The sequence below is a fragment of the Colwellia psychrerythraea 34H genome (genome assembly GCF_000012325.1).
GTDB classification, from domain to species: Bacteria; Pseudomonadota; Gammaproteobacteria; order Enterobacterales; family Alteromonadaceae; genus Colwellia; species Colwellia psychrerythraea_A.
Genome location: NC_003910.7, coordinates 1252829 through 1272039 on the forward strand (window position 1 = coordinate 1252829; position 19211 = coordinate 1272039).

Genomic DNA, 19211 nt, shown 5'->3' on the forward strand with positions numbered 1-19211 from the left:
AATGTTTGGTTAAGCGGTTTGATAGCATTCTATAAATTATTTAGTTCCCTTTGTATGTTAATTGATCAGCTTTAGCAGCTATCACTAACATTTCCACCATTTCTGAATTCATCTTTACCGTCATTATCTGCATCACTCGTTAAATACGAACGTCCAGAGAGAGATAAAACAATGGCGCGAGCAAGGCTAGTATCACTTTGTGGGCAATAAATAAGAGAGCCAGCAACAGCTGGACTCAAGGCCCCAGTTGGCGCAAACCTAATACTAATTTGACCAGCATAAGTAATGCTATCACCTGTAGTCGAGGCCGCTTTTATTTTTATAAGTTTGTCGTTAGCTATAAGATTTGCATCATTGCCATCATTATTATAAACACCATTATTATCTTGATCGATGAAAGCGGTTAGCTCATTTTGCCAGTTGGCAGTACATGCCCCATTAACTAATGGGCAAATAATTGCTGGCTGCTCAAATGATATTGCGCCGTTGCGAGCAGATAGTACTAAACGGTTAAGTTGACTTACTTCATTATCAACACGCATTTTTACGATGAAATCATTCATGTTAGGAACCGCAATTGTTACCATAATGGCTGCTATAACGATAGTCACCAATAGTTCTACAAGCGTGAATCCTTGATTTTTTTTTGCAATGTTTTTTGAGTTTGAAACGGTAAGTTTGGAAGAGTCACCGTTGGAGTTAGCTTTATTTGAATTTAAAGAAAATAAAAACATAACATCTGACCAATTAATACAATTTATCTAATATTTATAACACTTTCGACTAAAACTCGCTAGTGCTATAATAGTTACGGTAACTGTATATAGCACTAGTATTATGTTATTTTATTTAAATCTCACCGCTAGGGACACTCGTCGGGCTGATATGCTCGATAGGGTAGCAGCCTAATACCTTGATAAAATTAGTGTGAGGAGTAATGTCGTTAATTGCTTCTTGTAAAGCAAAACTCTTTAAGTTGGCTTCTACATCAATATAGAACATTTCTTCCCAAGGTCGTCCTTGAATAGGGCGAGACTCGAGTTTACACATGTTAATACCTTTATCTTTGAGTACTAATAAACACTCAACTAAGGCTCCCGCTTTTTGACCTGTAGATAAAATGATAGCTGTTTTGGCTGGTATTTGTTCCGCTACATCGACAGATTTACGAGCAACTAATATAAAGCGTGAATGGTTTTCAGTTTGATTAGCAATAGATTGCTCAAGAGCATGAAGTTGATAAAGTTGTCCACCTTCTTCACTGCCAATTACAGCTATCGTATCATCTTGTAATTCTGCCACTTTTGCCATAGCATCAGCTGTGCTATCACAATATTCAATGCGTATGTTGCTCTGCTTATCTAGAAAATTACTGCATTGTGCGAACGGCTGTCCGTGCGCATAAATTGTTTTGATTTTATCTAAGCTAGTATTTACAGAGGTTAATAAACAATGTTCAATCGGTTGGGTGATTTCACCTACGATAGAAAGATTAGTATGTTGTAGTAAGTCGTAAACTTCGTTAATACTACCTGAGCTAGTATTCTCTATAGGGAGCATACCGTAATCAACTTGGCCAGACTCCACTTGCTGTAATATATCGTAAAAGCTTTGACAACCAGATTCGATAATTTTCTCTGCACGACGGGAAAAATATCGATGGCTAGCAAGAAAGCTATATGAACCTTTATCTCCTAAGAATGCAACGCTAACCGTTGGTACTTGAATATCAGGGTTGGCTAAACTCTGCAAAAAAGCTTGTTGGTTTAATACAGAGTCTTCAATAATAGTTTGAAATACACTGGTAACATAATGAGCATCTAAACCTAAGGTTTTACCATGCTTAATTAGACGTATTAAAAGCTCTTGTTCGCGTTGCTGGTCACGAATAGGGCGAATTTGCTGTACTTTACTCTTTGCCACATTGAGTGTTAACGCGCGACGTTTAGCAAACAAGGCTAATAAATCTTGATCTAAAAGCGTTATTTCTTGGCGTATTTCATTTAAATCTAACTTTTCGCTCACTTGCTTACCTTTTTATTGTGAATTATCTACTTTGAGTAGTTACTCTAGCTAGCTTAGCTAAATAGTGTCAACTGTTTCTTTAGACGTTTTTTGTTCCTGAGGGCATGTTAAGGAATGCATTGATAGACTATGGCAAAGCTACACAAGGTAGCAATTCCCCATACGATTGATCTTAATAGGTCGATATTTAATAAATAGAAAATGTTATATAGCACCCTTGAAACGATATGAACAATAGCCAATACGAGCACTGTTTGGTGAGTATTACCTGTTACCAGTGCTAAAATAATTGCAGGAGCAAAAAGGATAACCGATTCAAAGGCATTTTGGTGTGCAGCTAAGGCACGTGCACCAAACCCGGTTAACTTGCTTTGTTGCTCCCTAGGGTGGCTATTATTATATCCACCTAGTTTGGCCATAGCATAAGCTACAGGGCCTTTTGCAAGCAGTGGTAAAAGTAGTGCTAAAAATAAGCAAATAATCAGAATAGTCATTTTTCCTCGTCATTTCTCATTGGTAAGTTTATTGGTATAAATAGGATGTAATTTAATAGCTCAGTAAAGTCAGCTTGTAGAGCGTTTTACCGGGTAAAAATGATGAGGCTATACCATTTTCCCAGTCACTATGGCCCATGCCATAATATGGACTCCACGGATGACCTGATTGGCTAGTTGGCATATGAAAGATGCCATTTTTTTCATAACCAGGAGATACAACCATTCGTTCTGATGCACCAAAAGATTTACCTTGTACTCTTGGCATATAACTGTCACCTGCTAATGCTTTACTAGGCATATCCAACCAATGGTTTAGAAAAGGTAATGCACTACTGAGCGGGTGCTTTATTACCGAACTATTTTGTTGGCCCCAAGTGGCAGTATCTAAAGTTTGGTTGACCGTCATGTCCGCAATCGTTACTTCTAGTGCCTTAATAAATAAATCTTGCCAACTACTTTCACCGAGCATCATAAAGTTTTCTGGTTGCTCATTAATTAGTTGCCATAAAGGTACTTCTATTTGATGGCGAATGCTTTTGAAGTTGAAAGCTTCATCAATTTTATTCAAGCTTTTATTTAATTCGAGAAAAACGCTATCCCTGATGTTTATTCTAAAATTTCGAACTAGGCGATAACTAACAGAATCTACGCTTGCTCTTAATTTGGGGGCGCTTTCTAATAATTTCTTTATTTGTTTAAAGCTTTTATCTTTTGCGACAACACTCTTCGTCAATACGTCGTCAAGAATGAACTGCTGCCAGCGTTGTAAAAAAATAGCCTCATCATCTAAGCCAATGTTAAGCAGGGACTGTTCATCAAATTCTTTTAGAGCGAATAAGTTATTTCTAACTTGTTTTGAGCGAGCGCCGAGTGCGTAACCACCATTACCAAGCTTTTTATACATATCGCCACCAACGACACGGGAGTTTGCTGTCCAGAGTCTATGGTTTTCTGGGTTAATAATCTTTGGGTACTGTGCTGACGATAAATAACCCTGCCAGCTGTTCTCCCCTGAAGCCCATGATTTAGGTGTTTCGCCAATCATGCCATTTTTGTTGGGGATAGGCCCTATAATTGTCCAGCCAATATCACCGTGTTTATCGGCAATCAGCATATTTTGAGAAGGTATACCTGAACGGGCAGCTATATTAAAAGCCTCTGAGACATTCTGTGCTTGTTCTAATTCAGTTGCTACTAAATTGATTGCTTCTTTATCATGTGCAACCCAACGGTATGCTAGTAATTTTCCTTGATGATTTTTACCAATAACTGGGCCCCAAATAGTTTCAGTGACAGTTATTTCTTGTGCTTTTTGACCTTTAACAGCAATTATTTGTTTGTGGGTCGTAAAGTTTTGATAGCCTGACGGTGTCAAATATTGGCTATTATCAGGATTAGTCGTTAAGAGGATAACATCACTATAATCACCATAACTGTTGGTAAATCCCCAAGCTATATTACCATTACTACCTATAACTATATTAGGAGTACCCGGTAAAGTGGCACCAGTAACTTTGATCAAATCTTTAGCTGTGATTGACCTATCAGGCGTGGTGGCTGGGTATTCAAAAGAAGCGCGGAACCAAGTATTAGGTATACGTAGTCCAAGGTGCATATCATTTGCAATGACAGCACTTCCGGTAGTACTTAAAGCCCCAGAAATAGCCCAACTATTTGAACCTGGTAAATGATCGCCTTGATATTTATCTTTATTAAGATTGGCTAATTTAGTGTTATTTCGATTTTTGTTGTCAATATTGAAGCTCGAAGCTGCAGGCCAAGCGTCTGTGGGCATCGGAGCTTGAGAGAATTGACTACCATCAATAGCAGCATCCCATATACTTCCTTTAGGGTCTAAAAATGCGTAAACGTCTCCTGATAAAACTGCTTTCATTAAACCAAGTGTACGTTCGCGTCTTCCATCATGATATTGCAGGTCTATGTACATACTAAAAACTGTTAAAATGGTGTCTTCTTCACTCCATTGAACGGGTTCTTGTTGCAATAGGAGGTACTCAAATGGAGATGAGTTTAAATATTTTAACCCTTGATTAACCCCTCGAGTGTACGCCTTAATTAATTCGAGTTCTTGGCGAGGTAATTGAGCAGCTATGGCTCTTGCTCTTTCTCGAAAGCGATGTTTACGAATTGATTTATCATAATCAAGTGCCCGAATACCAAATAAGCTAGCTAATTCACCGGCTGAGTTTCGTCTTAGTAAGTCCATTTGAAAGAAGCGTTCTTGCGCATGAACAAAACCAAGCGCTACAGCAATGTCACTTCGATTTTGGGCTTTAATAGTGACAATGCCTTGTTTATCACGCTCAATGATGGCTGACTTCTTTAAACCAAAGACTGTTTTTTCCCCATTGAGTACCGGTAAAGCACCATCAATTTTGCTGTAAAGCCAAGTTGATGCTGTTGCTATAACCAACAGACTGATGAGTAAAGAGCCAGTGAGCACTTTTTTCAATTTTTTCATAGGTAAATAAGCTATTAAAGAAGAGTAAAGTAGAGTAACGTAAAATACTCCTTGAGAATATTTTTAGTTAACATTTTTATTAAAAAAAGCTTTAAAATGAAGAGCAGGGTTATCGGATGGGGGGGGAAGTACCCATTATTTTAGAATTGATGATTGCCGGGGTTGCCCAAAATAGTGTGTACTATGAACACTACTTGGTAAATGCCCTAAAGGCTGCTACAGAACGACCGTTTTGAGGGGAGTGATGGACTCTTAGCTAAAATTAAAACTAAAAGTGTTCTCACATTTCTTTTCTATCACTTCACTTTCAGGCGTTGAAGTTGTTGGCTCAATAAGTGTTTCATTATTAGGTGTAGTGAAGTACGAAATGAGTTGATGCAGTTTATCGTTAAAAACCATTGCGCTAGTAAAAAAATCATTGGACTTATTAACAACATCTATTGTTAGTTTTGAGTTTCTATCACTGAGTACTATTGGAGCAGATAAAATTAAACCCGTTGAAAAACTACTACGATAATTACCAGCAATGTTAATCATATCGTTGTTATTAAATTTGGTCGTCAGTGTATTATTAACATTTAAATGCTGTACGTTAACTGCATGTTTGGCATTGGCAGGGGAAATAGTCATCAAGGCTATGAATGTGATGGTAAAACTAACTAATAGTAATTTAAATGAATTCATTGCTTATATCCTTGTAGCTATGCCTGGCTATGTTTAAGTATCGTGCTATTTATTTTTACTAAATTGTTACAATTATTACTTTAAGGTCTATTCAATCATTATGCTAGCAAGATGAGACAAGTCGCTTCTTTCATACGGTAGATGGCATAAGCCTTTTAAAGCAACATTTTAAATAAAAACCGTCAGTCATTAAACAGAAGCATTCTTAATATTAGAACTGTTAAAGCAATTAAATATTTCAAATCATTTTAATGAGTAACAACAAATTTGAGTTAGTTACTTTTATCATTTTTTATGACTGGTTTATACCAGTACAAATAACAACAACAATGATTAATATGATGCCTAAAAAAGAAAATCAACACTGGCGCTATTGTTGAACTCAATATAGCGACAGTGTTGATTATTTTCACAATTCAATTTGAACTGCTGAATTTTAATATAATTAGAAGTTAGCTAAGTTGGCGCTTTTTTTCTAAGCGATATTGGTGCAGTAAAGGTTCGGTATAACCATTAGGCTGTTCTACGCCTGAAAATATCAATGCAGCAGCAGCTTTAAAAGCAATGCTATTGGTGAAGTCATTACTCATCGCTTGATAACTACTATCACTAGCGTTTTGTTTATCAACAATATTTGCCATTTTCTCTAAACTGGCTTGAACTTGTTCAATAGTACAAATGTTATGAGTAAGCCAGTTAGCGATGTGTTGGCTAGAAATACGTAAAGTGGCTCTATCTTCCATCAAGCCGACATTGTTTATATCCGGAACTTTAGAGCAGCCTACGCCATCATCTATCCAGCGAACTACATAGCCTAAAATGCCTTGACAGTTATTGTCTAACTCATCACTAATTTCCTGCTCAGTCCAATTAGTATGTTCTGCTAATGGAATTGTTAAAATATCGTCTATATTAGCCGGCTGACGTTTAGCAAGTTGCTTTTGTAACTCAAACACATTCACTCTATGGTAGTGCAGCGAGTGCAATGTAGCAGCGGTAGGTGAAGGAACCCAAGCAGTGTTTGCTCCAGCTTCAACATGATTGATTTTAGTTGCGATCATATTTGCCATTTGATCTGGAATAGGCCACATGCCTTTACCTATTTGTGCTTTTTGACTAAAACCACAAGCGAGGCCAACATCTACATTGTTATCTTCATAAGCACCAATCCAAGGAGTTAGTTTTATATCTGCTTTTCTTGCCATAGGTCCGGCCATCATAGAGGTATGAATCTCGTCACCCGTTCTATCTAAAAAGCCAGTATTGATAAAAACCACACGGTCTTTAGCAGCAAAAATACAGTTTTTCAAATTAACACTGGTACGTCTCTCTTCATCCATTATACCCATTTTGACGGTGTTTTGAGGTAATGATAATGCAGTTTCTACACGTGAGAATAATGTATTAGCAAAAGCAACTTCCTCAGGTCCGTGCATTTTGGGCTTAACAATGTAAATAGAACCTTCACTACTATTGCTAAATGCGCTATTACCTTTTAAATCATGCAGGGCAATCAAAGAAGTGATCATAGCATCGAGTATACCTTCAGGTACTTCATTACCTTGACTATCGATAATGGCATTGTTTGTCATCAAATGGCCAACATTACGTACGAACATCAAGCTACGACCTTTGAGGGTAACTGTGTCGCCAGTTAGTGTTTGAACACTCAAATCATTGTTCATGGTGCGGGTTATGGTTTTACCATTTTTATTCAGTTTGGCGCTTAACTTGCCCGTCATTAGTCCTAACCAATTTCGGTAAGCGATTACTTTATCTTCACCATCAACAGCCGCAACCGAATCTTCACAATCCATAATGGTCGTTAACGCTGATTCAAGTACTACATCGCTTAATCCGGCAGCATCTTCCTTGCCTATTGCACTGTCATCGCTAAACAGTAGGTTTAAATGTAAACCGTTATGAGTAAACATCAGAGAATCTGGCTTATTTATACTGCCAGTAAAGCCTATAAATGCAGAAGGGTCTTTCAGAGGACTTTGCTGACCGTCAGCCAAACTTACCATTAATTGGTGTTCGGTTAAGTGGTAGCTAATTGCTTGGCTATGATTACCAGTGAGCAGTGGAATGGCTTGATCTAAATAACCTTTGGCAAACGCGATAACCTTTTTACCACGCACCGGGTTATATGTTTTTCCTGGTTGTGCACCATTTTCATGGCTGATTACATCAGTGCCATAGAGTGCGTCATATAAACTTCCCCAACGAGCATTTACGGCATTTAGCGCAAAACGAGCATTCATTATTGGCACAACAAGTTGTGGCCCTGCCATCAACGCTAATTCGTTATCAACATTACTGGTGTTGATACTAAAATCATCTACTTGAGGTACAAGGTAGTTAATATCCGCTAAGAATTTTTTATAGTGAGAAAAATCAAGTGGCTTATTGTCTTGATGGTAGCTATTTATGCTTGCTTGTAAGGCATCACGTTTTAATAAAAGCTGTTTGTTTTCTGGGCTCAGATCATGAATTATACTGGAAAATTGCTGCCAAAAATGACTTGAGCTAATAGAAGTGTCAGGTAGGGCTTCATTTTCAATAAAATCAAAAAGACATTGGCTTACTGTTAAGTTCTCTATCGTTACTGTCGCTACCATTATTACTTCACCTTATTTTCAAAAACTTTATGTTAAAGCGTCAAGAATGTTTGTTTATACCCGTTCCACTTGAAGATGCATGATTCAGCTGGAATTAGAAACGCCTTTAGGCAAGGCATTGATTGAAGAGAATAGTTATTCTATTGTCGAAATCAATAACGCAGCATAAAGCGTTTCTAAAACAGCCCCTTGGGGAAGGCTGAGCAAATCATACTCTGTGTTACATTTCTTTTTAAGGGAATGACCCTTAATAAAAAAATTCGCCTTGATTATGAATCGCTCAGACTCCCTGAAACGAGCATCTTCAAGTAGAGCGGGTATACACACTGCTATATAATCACCACTTTAACAATTATTAGGTCAAAGTAGCGCTAGAAATACATATTAGTGATAATCCTATGGTTTATTATCACTGCTGGCAATAGTGCTTTAGAATAACTAAGGGACTTGAGAAACATTAATTAGAGCACATAAAATAGTAAGTACTTGTTAAATATTAATATTTTTTAATTTTAAGTGACGCACTAGTACATTAATACACATTATTGTACTTTATGATAAACACCATTCATATTGTGAATGGTGTTTGATGATTGCCTGTGTTTGAGCTTACTTTAAAGGACTAGGTAACTAACCGCTGTAATAGAGGTATTAACCAAGGGCTGATCAGTGCGGTGAGTATGGCAGATAGAATCAATGCAACAGAGCTGTATGCGCCATGCTCTGCGCTCTTGCGAACGAGTACTGCAGTGCCAATAACATGACTGGCGCTACCAATGGCTAACCCCTGTGCTTTAGCTGAGTTTATGCCAATAAAACTCAGCCATTGAGGTCCCAGTAATGCACCAAATAAACCAGCAATCAAGATAGCAAAAGCCGTGATAGAGCTATCACCAAACAACTGTTCTGTTAAAGTAATACCTATGGGGGTTGTGACAGATTTTAATGACAAAGCGATGGCAATCTCAGGTGCTTTTATTAACCACATAGCAAGTAAAAAGCTTACGGTAATAACGACTGTAATACCTAAGACTAAAATAGCGGTCATTTCTCGCCAATAGAAGCGTATCTGCTTAAATTGCTGATAAAGAGGCATGCCGAGGGCAACAATAGCTGGCTCTAGTAAAAGGTTAAGTATCTCTGTTGTCTGACTATATTCTTGGTAATTAATATCAATTAACAGTAAGAAAGGAACCAATATGCTAATAGTAAACAGCATAGGGTTTAACCAAATGTATTGCCATTTTTGTTGGCAAGCGGAGGCAAACTGATAAGTTGCTATAGTGATTAAGGTAAAAACTATGCTTGCCAATATAGGGCTGTTAACAATGAAAGTAGTCAGCATTATCTTGAGCCTGTCGGTGCTTTGCTCTTGATATTATCCGGCGTTATTAAATAACGCTCGCTCAAGTAGCCAATAACGGTAAGTAAGATAAACGTTGAGCTAAAAATAATAACCACTAAAGCAATACCATGTTGTTGAATGAGTTGGAAATGGTTGATTATCCCCATGCCTGCAGGTACTAGACAGACCCCCATATGCTTAATAAACCACTGATTAGTTTTGGTTATCTTATCGGGACTAAACCAATTGAGTTGTAAAAATAGCGCGTAAATAATCATGCCATATAAACTAGCCGGTAAAGCTGCTAATAGATAATTAGCAAGCTTTCCTAGCATCAAACATATACTGATAGCGAAAAGGGTATAGAGCACATTCTTCATGGTGAGTTACATATTCTCCTGGCATTTTAGGGCCGCGGCAATCACTAATTGTCTAAACCAAATATGGCTGGCGTCGTGATGAAGCAAAGGGCTCCAGATCATTTTTAATTCTATTTCAGGGATTTCAAAAGGCGGTTTTATAATAGTATAGTTGCTGTCATTCTTGTGTAACTGCGCAGCTTTGGTCGGCAACGTTGCAATTAAGTTATCTTCATAAGCCAACTGCATAGCAACATGATAATTACGAGTAAAAACCTTTATGTCACGTTTCTTACCTAAACGGGCAAGTGCTTCATCAACCCAACCGAGTTTCTGAACATCTTTAGGATCCATCCCCACGCCAACACCAAAGCCGGTCTTTGAAACCCAGACATGTTTTGCACCTAGATAAGCATTTAAGTTAAATTTACTCACCAATGGGCTATCAGCACTTAATAAACAAGAGAAAGAGTCACGCCAAATGGCTTTTTGGTGAAAGGATTGCGGTAATTCATCAAAGCGATTAATCGCCATATCAATTTTACCTGCCTCAACATCATGAAAGGTCACATCACTGGGTGTCATGATATCAAGAGTAATGTTGGGAGCAACTTTATTTAAAGATCTTAATAGAGTGGGAATTAAGGTTGATGCGGCATAATCACTGGCCATTATTCTAAATACACGTTGGCTCTTTAATTCGTTAAATTCCTCTTCACCTTGCAATGCTTCTTCTAATTCAAGCAATATTTTACGAATACTAGGTGCTAACGCTCGAGCCCGCTCTGTGGGAACCATACCGTCAGAAGTTCGTACTAAAATAGGATCGTTAAATAAAGTCCTTAGTCGTTTTAAGCCGTTACTCATTGCCGGTTGTGTGATGTTAAGTTGGCTGGCTGCTCGGGTAACATTCTTCTCTCGTAGCAATACGTCTAAATAAATAAGCAAATTTAAATCAATTTTAGAAATATTCATGTGATTAATGGCTCTCTTAATAAATATAAGTCAGGTAGATATAAGCTAAATGCGGGGCTAATTCAATGAAATTTTATCATTATAGTAATAAGAAGTACCTAATTAGATCGATCAATGACGATGTGCATTCATGTTGTGAATGACGGCAATGTAGGTTATATATTTCAAAAATACTGAGAACATGGGTATTATTTTTGTAGTCCGGTGTGAAAGCTTCTTTTTTGAGATTCATTCGGAGGTTTATACCTCTGGCTTAGTTACTCTAAGTAGAACGTTAATCAGCCTTTACTAATAAATATTATTTTATCTACAACAAGACTTTTGGAGAATGTTATGTCTAACTATCAAAGTGCAATAGAAGCGGTTCAAGCGATTAAAGCAAATGCAGGTAGCTCTTGGGATGCTATAAACCCAGAATCTGTAGCTCGAATGCGTGCACAGAACAAATTCAAAACTGGTTTAGAGATTGCTCAGTATACTGCAGACATTATGCGTGCTGACATGGAAGCTTATGATGCTGATAGCTCTAAATACACTCAATCTCTAGGTTGCTGGCATGGTTTTGTTGGCCAACAGAAAATGATTTCTATCAAGAAGCATTTTGATGGCAAAACAGACCGTCGTTATTTATACCTTTCTGGTTGGATGGTTGCAGCACTACGTAGCGAATTTGGTCCTCTTCCTGATCAATCTATGCATGAGAAAACTTCTGTAGCTTCTTTGGTTGAAGAACTTTATACCTTCCTACGTCAAGCTGATGCACGTGAACTAGGTGGTCTTTTCCGTGAACTAGACGCAGCAAATGCTGGCGATAAAGCTGCTATCCAAGATCAAATTGATAACCATGTTACTCATGTTGTGCCAATTATTGCTGATATTGATGCTGGTTTTGGTAATGCTGAAGCGACTTACTTAATGGCTAAGCAAATGATTGAAGCGGGTGCTTGTGCTCTTCAAATTGAAAACCAAGTTGCTGATGAAAAGCAATGTGGACATCAAGACGGTAAAGTAACGGTTCCTCACGCTGATTTCCATTCTAAGATTCGTGCATTACGTCATGCTTTCCTAGAACTAGGTATCGACAACGGTATTATCGTTTCACGTACTGATTCTGAAGGTGCTGGTCTTACTAAAGAAATCGCTGTTGTTAAAGAACCGGGCGATCAAGGCGATATATATAACTCTTTCCTAGACGTTGAAGAAATTGACGTAGCTGATATGGCTGAAGGCGATGTATGTTTCAATCGTGACGGTAAATTAGTACGTCCTAAGCGTTTACCTTCTGGTTTATACCAATTCCGTCAAGGTACTGGTGAAGAGCGTTGTGTATTTGATAGCATCGAAGCAATTAAAGCCGGCGCTGACCTTCTTTGGATTGAAACTGCAACACCGAGCGTGAAAGATATCGCGGGTATGATGAATGAAGTACGTAAAGTGATTCCAAATGCTAAGCTTGTTTACAACAACAGCCCATCATTTAACTGGACGTTAAACTTCCGTCAACAAGCATTCGACGCAATGGTTGAAGCTGGTGAAGATGTATCTAGCTATGTTCGTGCTGACTTAATGAATGAAGATTACGATTCAAGTGGACTAGCTGCTAAAGCTGATGACAAGATCCGTACTTTCCAAGCTGATACGTCACGTGAAGCCGGTATTTTCCATCACCTAATCACACTTCCTACTTATCACACAACGGCATTGTCTGTTGATAACTTGGCTAAAGAGTACTTCGGTGATGCGGGTATGCTTGGTTATGTTGAAGGTGTACAACGTAAAGAAATTCGTCAAGGTATCGCCTGTGTTAAACATCAAAACATGTCAGGCTCTGACATGGGTGATGATCACAAAGAATACTTTGCTGGTGAGAACGCACTTAAAGCAGGCGGCGCTAACAATACGTCTAACCAGTTTTAATAGTAACTAGTTCCAATTAGGTTTTCCTAATTGACTAATAAAAACCAGCCTTAGTGGCTGGTTTTTTGTTTTTAGCAGAATGAGAAGTACGTTTTAGTTGATGAATAAATAATTAAGACACAAAAAAAGGCTGCCTTCTAAAATGAAGTGACAGCCTTTTTTATTAGTAAACAAGCAACAACCTCTGAGGTATTGCTTACAGTTTAGAAGCTATAAACTAAAGTTACTGATGTTTCAGTGTTAGTATTTTCAAAACCTTCTTCTACTTCAGTATCGTAATCAACACGAAAAGCGAATTTGAACTGTAATGAGTCAATTAACTTAGTAGTCAATGAGGTTTCTGATTTATAAACACTGTTTTTATCAGATTCAAATGCTTGCTTAGCAACAAAATACTGTTTAAATTCAACAAAGTCATTGATTTGTTTAGTATATAAAGCTTGAGCTTGAACAATAACAGCTGATTCACCCGTTTCTTTAACTGCAGGATCAGTACCTGTTGCAGATATAGCGCGAAGAACGTCATATTTTACACCTGGACCAATGTCAGCAAAAAGTGAGCTGGTTTCAGTTTCCCACCAGTGACGACCCCAACCAACAGAGGCAGAAGTTTGGTAAGAGAAGCCACTGAACTTATCTTGTTCGTAATAAGCGTTACCGTAGATGTAGTTTTTACCACCTTCTTCTAGTGAGTAGTTAGTTTGACCTAGGATGTCCCACTTATTATCAGTGCTTTCAAATGAATCTTTACCCGTAATTTCATCTTCTTCTTCAAGCTTTTTAGCTAGAGCATTGAAAGCTAATAGGTTCAACCAGCGGCCTTCTTCATGTTTGATGTTTAAACCAGCTTTGATATCGCCACTTTTAGTATTACCTGTTTTAAATAACATACCTAATTCGGCAGAAATAGTGAAAGCAGATGCTTCTTCAGTTGCCGCTTCTTCCGCTAGAGCGTATTGACCTGAAAATGGTAATAAAAGCAGTGCAGCAATGGCTATTTTAGATTTCATGTTCATCCTTAAAAAATGGTTTATTAATCGATTATTAAATGATTAAAATTTTGATGTATTAAATTTTACGCGATCCTATCAAATTTTGGCTATATAGCCAACGTGTAACTAAGTGTGAGAGGATAAATTGTATCAAGTTTTGCATTATCGGCGTATTTCAGCTAATAAGAGCACGTATTAGCACTTTATTTGCGGTTTATATAATTGCGGGTGAACGGTTATGCTCGATCATCACTGATACCAAAAAGATCTTCAATATCCAGTCGCTGCCAATGAAAAGTTATCTCAAGTTTTTAATCGGTAGTAACGATGATATCTCCATCAACAAGACCCGAGATAATTGAAATAAAGCCTGGTTTAACCTTTGTGTCTATTCGTACAAAACGCTTTTGACTTTGCCCATCAATAAGCACATGAACAAAGTTGAGTTGACCCACATGAAATACACTATTTTTTGGTAGATAAAGCTTTTGTGCCTGACCGGCAGGAATTAATAAGCGAGCATACATGCCAGGTAATAAGTTTTCTTGGTAGGGTAAGCTTACTTTTATTAAAAAACTACGAGATCCAGTATTTGCTGCAGGTACTATTTCTTCGACTAGACCTACTATATTTTGCTTTATCGTTGGTAATTCAACCTTGATACTTTGTCCTTGAGTGAGGGTAAGTGCAAGTTGTTCACGCACTTGAGCTTCAACACGTAAAGAAAGAGGATTGTATAGTGATAATAATTTCTCGCCCGCTTGCGCTGTATTACCCGGCTCAGCAAAACGATCAACAACCTTGCCATTAATTGGCGCGCGCAGTGTTGCATAGCTTAATGTTGTTTGCGCTTGAGCTAAGCTTTGTTTGGCAGCGGTAAGCTCCGCCTTAATGCTTTGATAGTCAGCCTTGCTCTTATCTAAATCAAACTGAGAAGCAATTTTTTTATTAAATAACTCCTTAGCCCGTTGAAAATTTTGATGTGCCTCTGTGTATCTTGCAATCATGGCATTAACTTGTTCTTGGGCTTCAATAACTCTGGATGATAGATCGTTATTTTCTAAGGTGATTAATACGTCGCCTCGTTTAACAATATCACCTGCTCGTACGTTAATTTTATCGATACGTGCCAGCAGTCTTGAAGAGATAATCGTTGTTTGCTTTGCGGTAATACTGGCAGCAACACCTTCAAATATTGCCTCTGTGCTGCTTTTTACAACATAACTAATTGAATTAACTAATGTAGGGGAAGGGGCCTCAAAACCAGGGGATACTTTTTTGTTAAAAGCCCCTGCTAACCAAGCCACCATGACGAGTAATATAATAAGTGCTAATAAAGGAATAATAATTTTTTTAGCTGTATTCTCTTTTTGAACTTGAGGTGTACTCATGATGAAGCCTTATTTTCTAATGAATCGTTCAATGTATTATCTAATGGAGCGTCTAATTGGTGATCTATTTCGTTGTCTATCGCTTTATTACCATCAAAAACTAAGGAATAAACGATAGGAACTACGAGCAAGGTAAATACCGTTGAAGAGATAATGCCGAATATTATGGCTATGGCAAGTCCACTAAATACAGGGTCTAAGGTGATAATTAAATTCCCCAGCAGTGTTGTCCCTGCGGTCAGTAACACCGGTCTCATTCTTACTGTGCCTGCTTGAATTAATGATTCTTTTATTGGGGCTCCTTGCTGTTGAGCTTGGTTTATAAATTCAATTAAGATTAAGGAGTTTCTAACTACTATGCCTGCTAGGGCAATCATGCCTATCATTGCTGTTGCGGTGAATAAAATAGGATCAGGGGCACCGGCAACTTGGCGTTCGCCAAATTGATTTAATAAAAAGAACCCTGGCATAATACCAATAACCGTTAATGGAATGGCTGACATTATAATGCCTGATAATGCTGCTGAGCCTGTTTGTATGCGAAGAACAATAAATATGGCTGTTAGTGCGAATGCAAAAGCTAGTCCCATATCACGAAATACTCTGATGGTTATGCGCCATTCACCTTCACCACTAAATGAAAGCTCAATATCATCGGGTAACTGCCAAACAGTACCGCCACCATTAGCGAAGAAACTTCGGTCTTGCCAGTTCTTTTGATCGCTAGGCTCAATATTCTGATTATTGATATCAGGTTGGTACTGAACTAAATCGCTATTAATGTCTGCAATTACCTCTGCAGGTGTTCTGCCTGATATATCAGCAGTGACATAAACAACAGGTCTTAAATCTTTATGGAATATCGGTTTATCACGGGTGTGTTTAATAAACTCGCCAAGCTCTCCTAAAGACACTAGAGGTTGTGGCGCCATATCAATGCCTTGCGGAGTGCTGGTTTGTACTATTCCTGCTTGCCCTTTCAAAGATAAGCGTTGTAAATCACTTAATGACTGGCGTTGTTCAAGCGGTAATTTTATATTAATAGCTAAGGGAGATGCTTCATTATCAAGGTGTAAATAACCAGCAACTTGTCCTTTTGTTGCCACGCCAATGGTTTGATTAATACTTGCCGTTGATATGCCAGACAGTGCTGCTTTGGTTTTATCACTAACAAAGCGTAATTGTGTTTGTTCACCGCCGACAGTAGAGTCTATCTCGACCACAAAAGGCTCTAACGTTAGACGCTGTTCAACTAAGCTTGCTGCTTGTTGTAAACTTGCATATTGGGTAAATTCATTGCCGTATACTTCCGCCACCAATGTACTTAATACGGGTGGACCCGGAGGCACTTCTACCACACGTATTTTTATATCGCTGTCTTGTGCTAGAGCATTATTTAGTGGTGCTAAGTGCTCTCGCATTCTTAAGACAATGGCATGAGATTGGTGTTCACGTTGGCTTTTATCAAGCAGTAGTACTCGCAAATCAGCGAGATAAGGTGCATGACGTTGGTAGTACTGTCTAACCATACCGTTAAAGTCTATCGGTGAGGGCAGTCCAACATAACTGGCGATGGTGGTTACTTCGGGAATTTTTTGTAATATGACGGACACTTTTTTTGCCATGGCAGCCGTTTGCTCAAGGGTGGCACTTTCGGGCATATCAATAATGACTTGTACTTCATTTTTATTATCAAAAGGTAATAGTTTAAGGGGCACCCAACGCATAACAGGTAACAAAGCGGCAAGTAAAAATAACACTAATACCAAGCCGAGCATTGCTTTTCCTTTTGCACGACTATCTAACAATGGCGATAATATTTTACGGTATAAGCGTTGAAAACCTTGTTGGTTCACTTCCTGAGGGGAGTTGGTTGAAGCAGGTTTAGCTTTAATAAGTTTTCCAGCTAACCAAGGAGTAACTAGAAAAGCGACCAAGGTTGAACTGATGACACTTAGCGGCACATTAAAAGCCATTGGAGCCATATAAGGTCCCATCATGCCGGTTATAAAGGCAAGTGGAATAAAGGCAAGTACAATAGTGACGGTAGACATTAACAAAGGCACGCGTATTTCGTTGATGGCTGAGACAATAGCGTCTTGGATATTTTTAGTATTAGCTTTCCCTTTAATTTTTGCTAAATACCGTTCAATATTATCGACGCCAGTAATCGGGTCATCGACTAATAAACCTAATGATAGAATCAGTGCAAACAGAGTAACGCGATTAATGGTGTAACCAAAAATTAAATCTAGCGATAAGGTGATACCGTAACAAATAGGTACCGCCAAGCCGACCACTAACGCAGATCGCCAACCTAAAAATACGCCAATAAATACTACCACGGTAAAAACAGCAAACGCTAAGCTGGTGGTTAAATCATTTACTTTTTCGTTAGCTGTAGCACCATAGTCACGTAATACTTGTACTTCGACATTGGCAGGGAAAATTGCTGATTGTAATTGTGCTATTTTCTCATGCACCGCGTTGGCAACAGTTACTGCATTACTACCGCGTTGTTTGGCAATGCTAATGGTTACCATAGGGTAGTCTGAAGTTGCACCATTTACATGGTTGTTAGCATAGTCTAGCCAAGTATAACTAGTTTGTTCTGCGGGTCCATCTATCACATCAGCGATATCTTTTAGTAAAATAACGCTGCCATCAATAACACTAATAGGGGTTTGCTTTAGCGCGTTAATATCGCGATAGGTGTCACCACTTTCGAGCGTTATTGATTGATTCGATAGAGTAATATTGCCGTGGCTTTCAAGTACATTTGACACCTTAATAGCATTAAAAATATCATCGACAGTAACTTGTCGTGCTGTCATTTGTTCGGGATTAATATTTACTTGTATTTGGCGGGCGCGACCTCCAACAATAGTAACCTCACTGGTACTTTCAATCGCTTGTAAAAACGTAGATATTTCTTGTGCAAGTCGTCTTAAGGCGAAATCATCCACTTGGCTACTATCGGTGCTGTATAACGCTAACATGACAATAGCGACATCATCTACTTCAACAGGTTTAACCCGCCAGTTACTAACAATGGCAGGAATTTTCTCAGTATTAGCGTGTAATTTGTTATAAGTATTTAACAGTGCTCGCTCGCGATTTTCACCGACAGTAAATCGCAGTGTAACCACAGATTGATTGCTATTACTGACGGAATAAACGTGCTCTACGCCTTTTACTTGTGCTAATAGTTTTTCAAGTGGAGTGGTAACTAATCGCTCTACTTGTTTGGCGTTAACCCCTGGGGCATCGACGATAACATCGATCATGGGCACAACAATTTGTGGCTCTTCTTCACGTGGAGTTAAGTTAAGCGCTATCAAGCCAGCCAGTATTGATAAAATCAAAATAAATAGCGGGACATTACTCTTAAGTACCTTACTCAGTAACGTCGTGGTAAAAGTCTTTTTAATGGTCATTATGAATTCACTTTTTGATTACCAAACTTAAACTTCAATGCTTTACTCGTCACTACAAAATTTTGCATGTAATACACGCAGTAATTCTTCTATTTTGGGGTTAGCAATACGATAGAATATTGTCTGCGACTCTCGTCTGGTCGTTACTATATTACTTTCTCTTAATTTGGCCAGATGTTGTGAAAGTGCAGACTGTGAAAGATCAATACGTTGATTTAAATCACCAACAGTCAGTTCGTTCTCACTTAAACAACACAAGATCATTAACCGGTAAGGGTTGGATAATTGCTTCAAAATCCCAGCGACTTCGGTCGCATTTTCTAAAAGTTTCTGTTGTTCAGTGTTCATAATTTTATCCGTAATAATCTGCTTGCAGGTATGTATTTTACTTTATACTTGTTTTCTAAATTAGTAAAGGCTAATATAGTGTTTATTAGCAAATGCTAATGTTTATTTTTTACTTATTATGTATGTGAAAAACAGTTG

General features: G+C 38.2%; 14 protein-coding genes. 1 reads left to right on the forward strand and 13 read right to left on the reverse strand.

The window, feature by feature from the left end; translation table 11 throughout:
• Positions 1–71 precede the first annotated feature (71 nt).
• The 9 genes from CPS_RS05435 to CPS_RS05475 all read right to left on the reverse strand — a co-directional run bounded on the left by CPS_RS05435 (position 72) and on the right by CPS_RS05475 (position 10988).
• On the reverse strand, positions 72–734 hold the full coding sequence (locus CPS_RS05435; protein WP_041736710.1) for a GspH/FimT family pseudopilin: 663 nt from the start codon (positions 732–734) through the stop codon (positions 72–74).
• A 115-nt stretch (positions 735–849) separates the two neighbouring features.
• Positions 850–2025 (reverse strand): prephenate dehydratase, encoded by a 1176-nt coding sequence (gene pheA / locus CPS_RS05440; RefSeq protein ID WP_011042058.1) that lies wholly within the window; start codon positions 2023–2025, stop codon positions 850–852.
• Positions 2026–2132: 107 nt separating this feature from the next.
• Positions 2133–2519 carry an MAPEG family protein gene (locus CPS_RS05445; RefSeq protein WP_011042059.1) on the reverse strand — a complete coding sequence of 129 codons (387 nt, stop codon included), beginning with the start codon at positions 2517–2519 and terminating at the stop codon, positions 2133–2135.
• Positions 2520–2571: 52 nt separating this feature from the next.
• On the reverse strand, positions 2572–5004 hold the full coding sequence (locus CPS_RS05450; protein WP_011042060.1) for a penicillin acylase family protein: 2433 nt from the start codon (positions 5002–5004) through the stop codon (positions 2572–2574).
• Between the two features lie 252 nt (positions 5005–5256).
• A complete protein-coding gene (locus CPS_RS05455; protein WP_011042062.1) occupies positions 5257–5688 on the reverse strand; it encodes a hypothetical protein in 432 nt (143 codons plus the stop codon).
• 452 nt (positions 5689–6140) lie between these two features.
• Complete coding sequence (locus tag CPS_RS05460) at positions 6141–8309, reverse strand: malate synthase G (RefSeq protein ID WP_011042065.1); 2169 nt, start codon at positions 8307–8309, stop codon at positions 6141–6143.
• A gap of 622 nt (positions 8310–8931) precedes the next feature.
• Complete coding sequence (locus CPS_RS05465) at positions 8932–9654, reverse strand: LrgB family protein (RefSeq protein ID WP_011042066.1); 723 nt, start codon at positions 9652–9654, stop codon at positions 8932–8934.
• The gene (locus tag CPS_RS05470; protein ID WP_011042067.1) at positions 9654–10034 is read right to left on the reverse strand and encodes a CidA/LrgA family protein; all 381 of its coding nucleotides are present in this window, start codon (positions 10032–10034) and stop codon (positions 9654–9656) included. The genes CPS_RS05465 and CPS_RS05470 overlap by 1 nt, the downstream gene beginning before the upstream one ends.
• 6 nt (positions 10035–10040) lie before the next feature.
• On the reverse strand, positions 10041–10988 hold the full coding sequence (locus tag CPS_RS05475; protein WP_011042068.1) for a LysR family transcriptional regulator: 948 nt from the start codon (positions 10986–10988) through the stop codon (positions 10041–10043).
• Between the two features lie 333 nt (positions 10989–11321).
• Here CPS_RS05475 and CPS_RS05480 point away from each other — a divergent pair, with 333 nt between their 5' ends.
• Positions 11322–12905, forward strand: a complete 1584-nt coding sequence (locus CPS_RS05480; protein ID WP_011042069.1) for an isocitrate lyase — start codon at positions 11322–11324, stop codon at positions 12903–12905.
• Between the two features lie 203 nt (positions 12906–13108).
• On the opposite strand, the gene CPS_RS05485 is transcribed toward CPS_RS05480, so the two are convergent.
• The 4 genes from CPS_RS05485 to CPS_RS05500 form a co-directional block, all read right to left on the reverse strand.
• Complete coding sequence (locus tag CPS_RS05485) at positions 13109–13915, reverse strand: DUF481 domain-containing protein (protein ID WP_011042070.1); 807 nt, start codon at positions 13913–13915, stop codon at positions 13109–13111.
• A gap of 293 nt (positions 13916–14208) precedes the next feature.
• Positions 14209–15288 (reverse strand): efflux RND transporter periplasmic adaptor subunit, encoded by a 1080-nt coding sequence (locus CPS_RS05490; protein WP_011042071.1) that lies wholly within the window; start codon positions 15286–15288, stop codon positions 14209–14211.
• Positions 15285–18725 carry an efflux RND transporter permease subunit gene (locus tag CPS_RS05495; protein ID WP_011042072.1) on the reverse strand — a complete coding sequence of 1147 codons (3441 nt, stop codon included), beginning with the start codon at positions 18723–18725 and terminating at the stop codon, positions 15285–15287. The genes CPS_RS05490 and CPS_RS05495 overlap by 4 nt, the downstream gene beginning before the upstream one ends.
• Before the next feature lie 42 nt (positions 18726–18767).
• A complete protein-coding gene (locus CPS_RS05500) occupies positions 18768–19073 on the reverse strand; it encodes an ArsR/SmtB family transcription factor (RefSeq protein ID WP_011042073.1) in 306 nt (101 codons plus the stop codon).
• Positions 19074–19211 lie beyond the last annotated feature (138 nt).

Bases quoted from the DNA above. Each gene is read 5' to 3' on its own strand.
- CPS_RS05480 (WP_011042069.1), top strand. From the start codon at position 11,322: ATGTCTAACTATCAAAGTGCAATAGAAGCGGTTCAAGCGATTAAAGCA.
- CPS_RS05490 (WP_011042071.1), bottom strand. From the start codon at position 15,288: ATGAGTACACCTCAAGTTCAAAAAGAGAATACAGCTAAAAAAATTATT.
- CPS_RS05435 (WP_041736710.1), bottom strand. From the start codon at position 734: ATGTTTTTATTTTCTTTAAATTCAAATAAAGCTAACTCCAACGGTGAC.
- CPS_RS05470 (WP_011042067.1), bottom strand. From the start codon at position 10,034: ATGAAGAATGTGCTCTATACCCTTTTCGCTATCAGTATATGTTTGATG.
- CPS_RS05495 (WP_011042072.1), bottom strand. From the start codon at position 18,725: ATGACCATTAAAAAGACTTTTACCACGACGTTACTGAGTAAGGTACTT.
- CPS_RS05485 (WP_011042070.1), bottom strand. From the start codon at position 13,915: ATGAAATCTAAAATAGCCATTGCTGCACTGCTTTTATTACCATTTTCA.
- CPS_RS05450 (WP_011042060.1), bottom strand. From the start codon at position 5,004: ATGAAAAAATTGAAAAAAGTGCTCACTGGCTCTTTACTCATCAGTCTG.
- CPS_RS05500 (WP_011042073.1), bottom strand. From the start codon at position 19,073: ATGAACACTGAACAACAGAAACTTTTAGAAAATGCGACCGAAGTCGCT.
- CPS_RS05465 (WP_011042066.1), bottom strand. From the start codon at position 9,654: ATGCTGACTACTTTCATTGTTAACAGCCCTATATTGGCAAGCATAGTT.
- CPS_RS05475 (WP_011042068.1), bottom strand. From the start codon at position 10,988: ATGAATATTTCTAAAATTGATTTAAATTTGCTTATTTATTTAGACGTA.
- CPS_RS05460 (WP_011042065.1), bottom strand. From the start codon at position 8,309: ATGGTAGCGACAGTAACGATAGAGAACTTAACAGTAAGCCAATGTCTT.
- CPS_RS05455 (WP_011042062.1), bottom strand. From the start codon at position 5,688: ATGAATTCATTTAAATTACTATTAGTTAGTTTTACCATCACATTCATA.
- CPS_RS05445 (WP_011042059.1), bottom strand. From the start codon at position 2,519: ATGACTATTCTGATTATTTGCTTATTTTTAGCACTACTTTTACCACTG.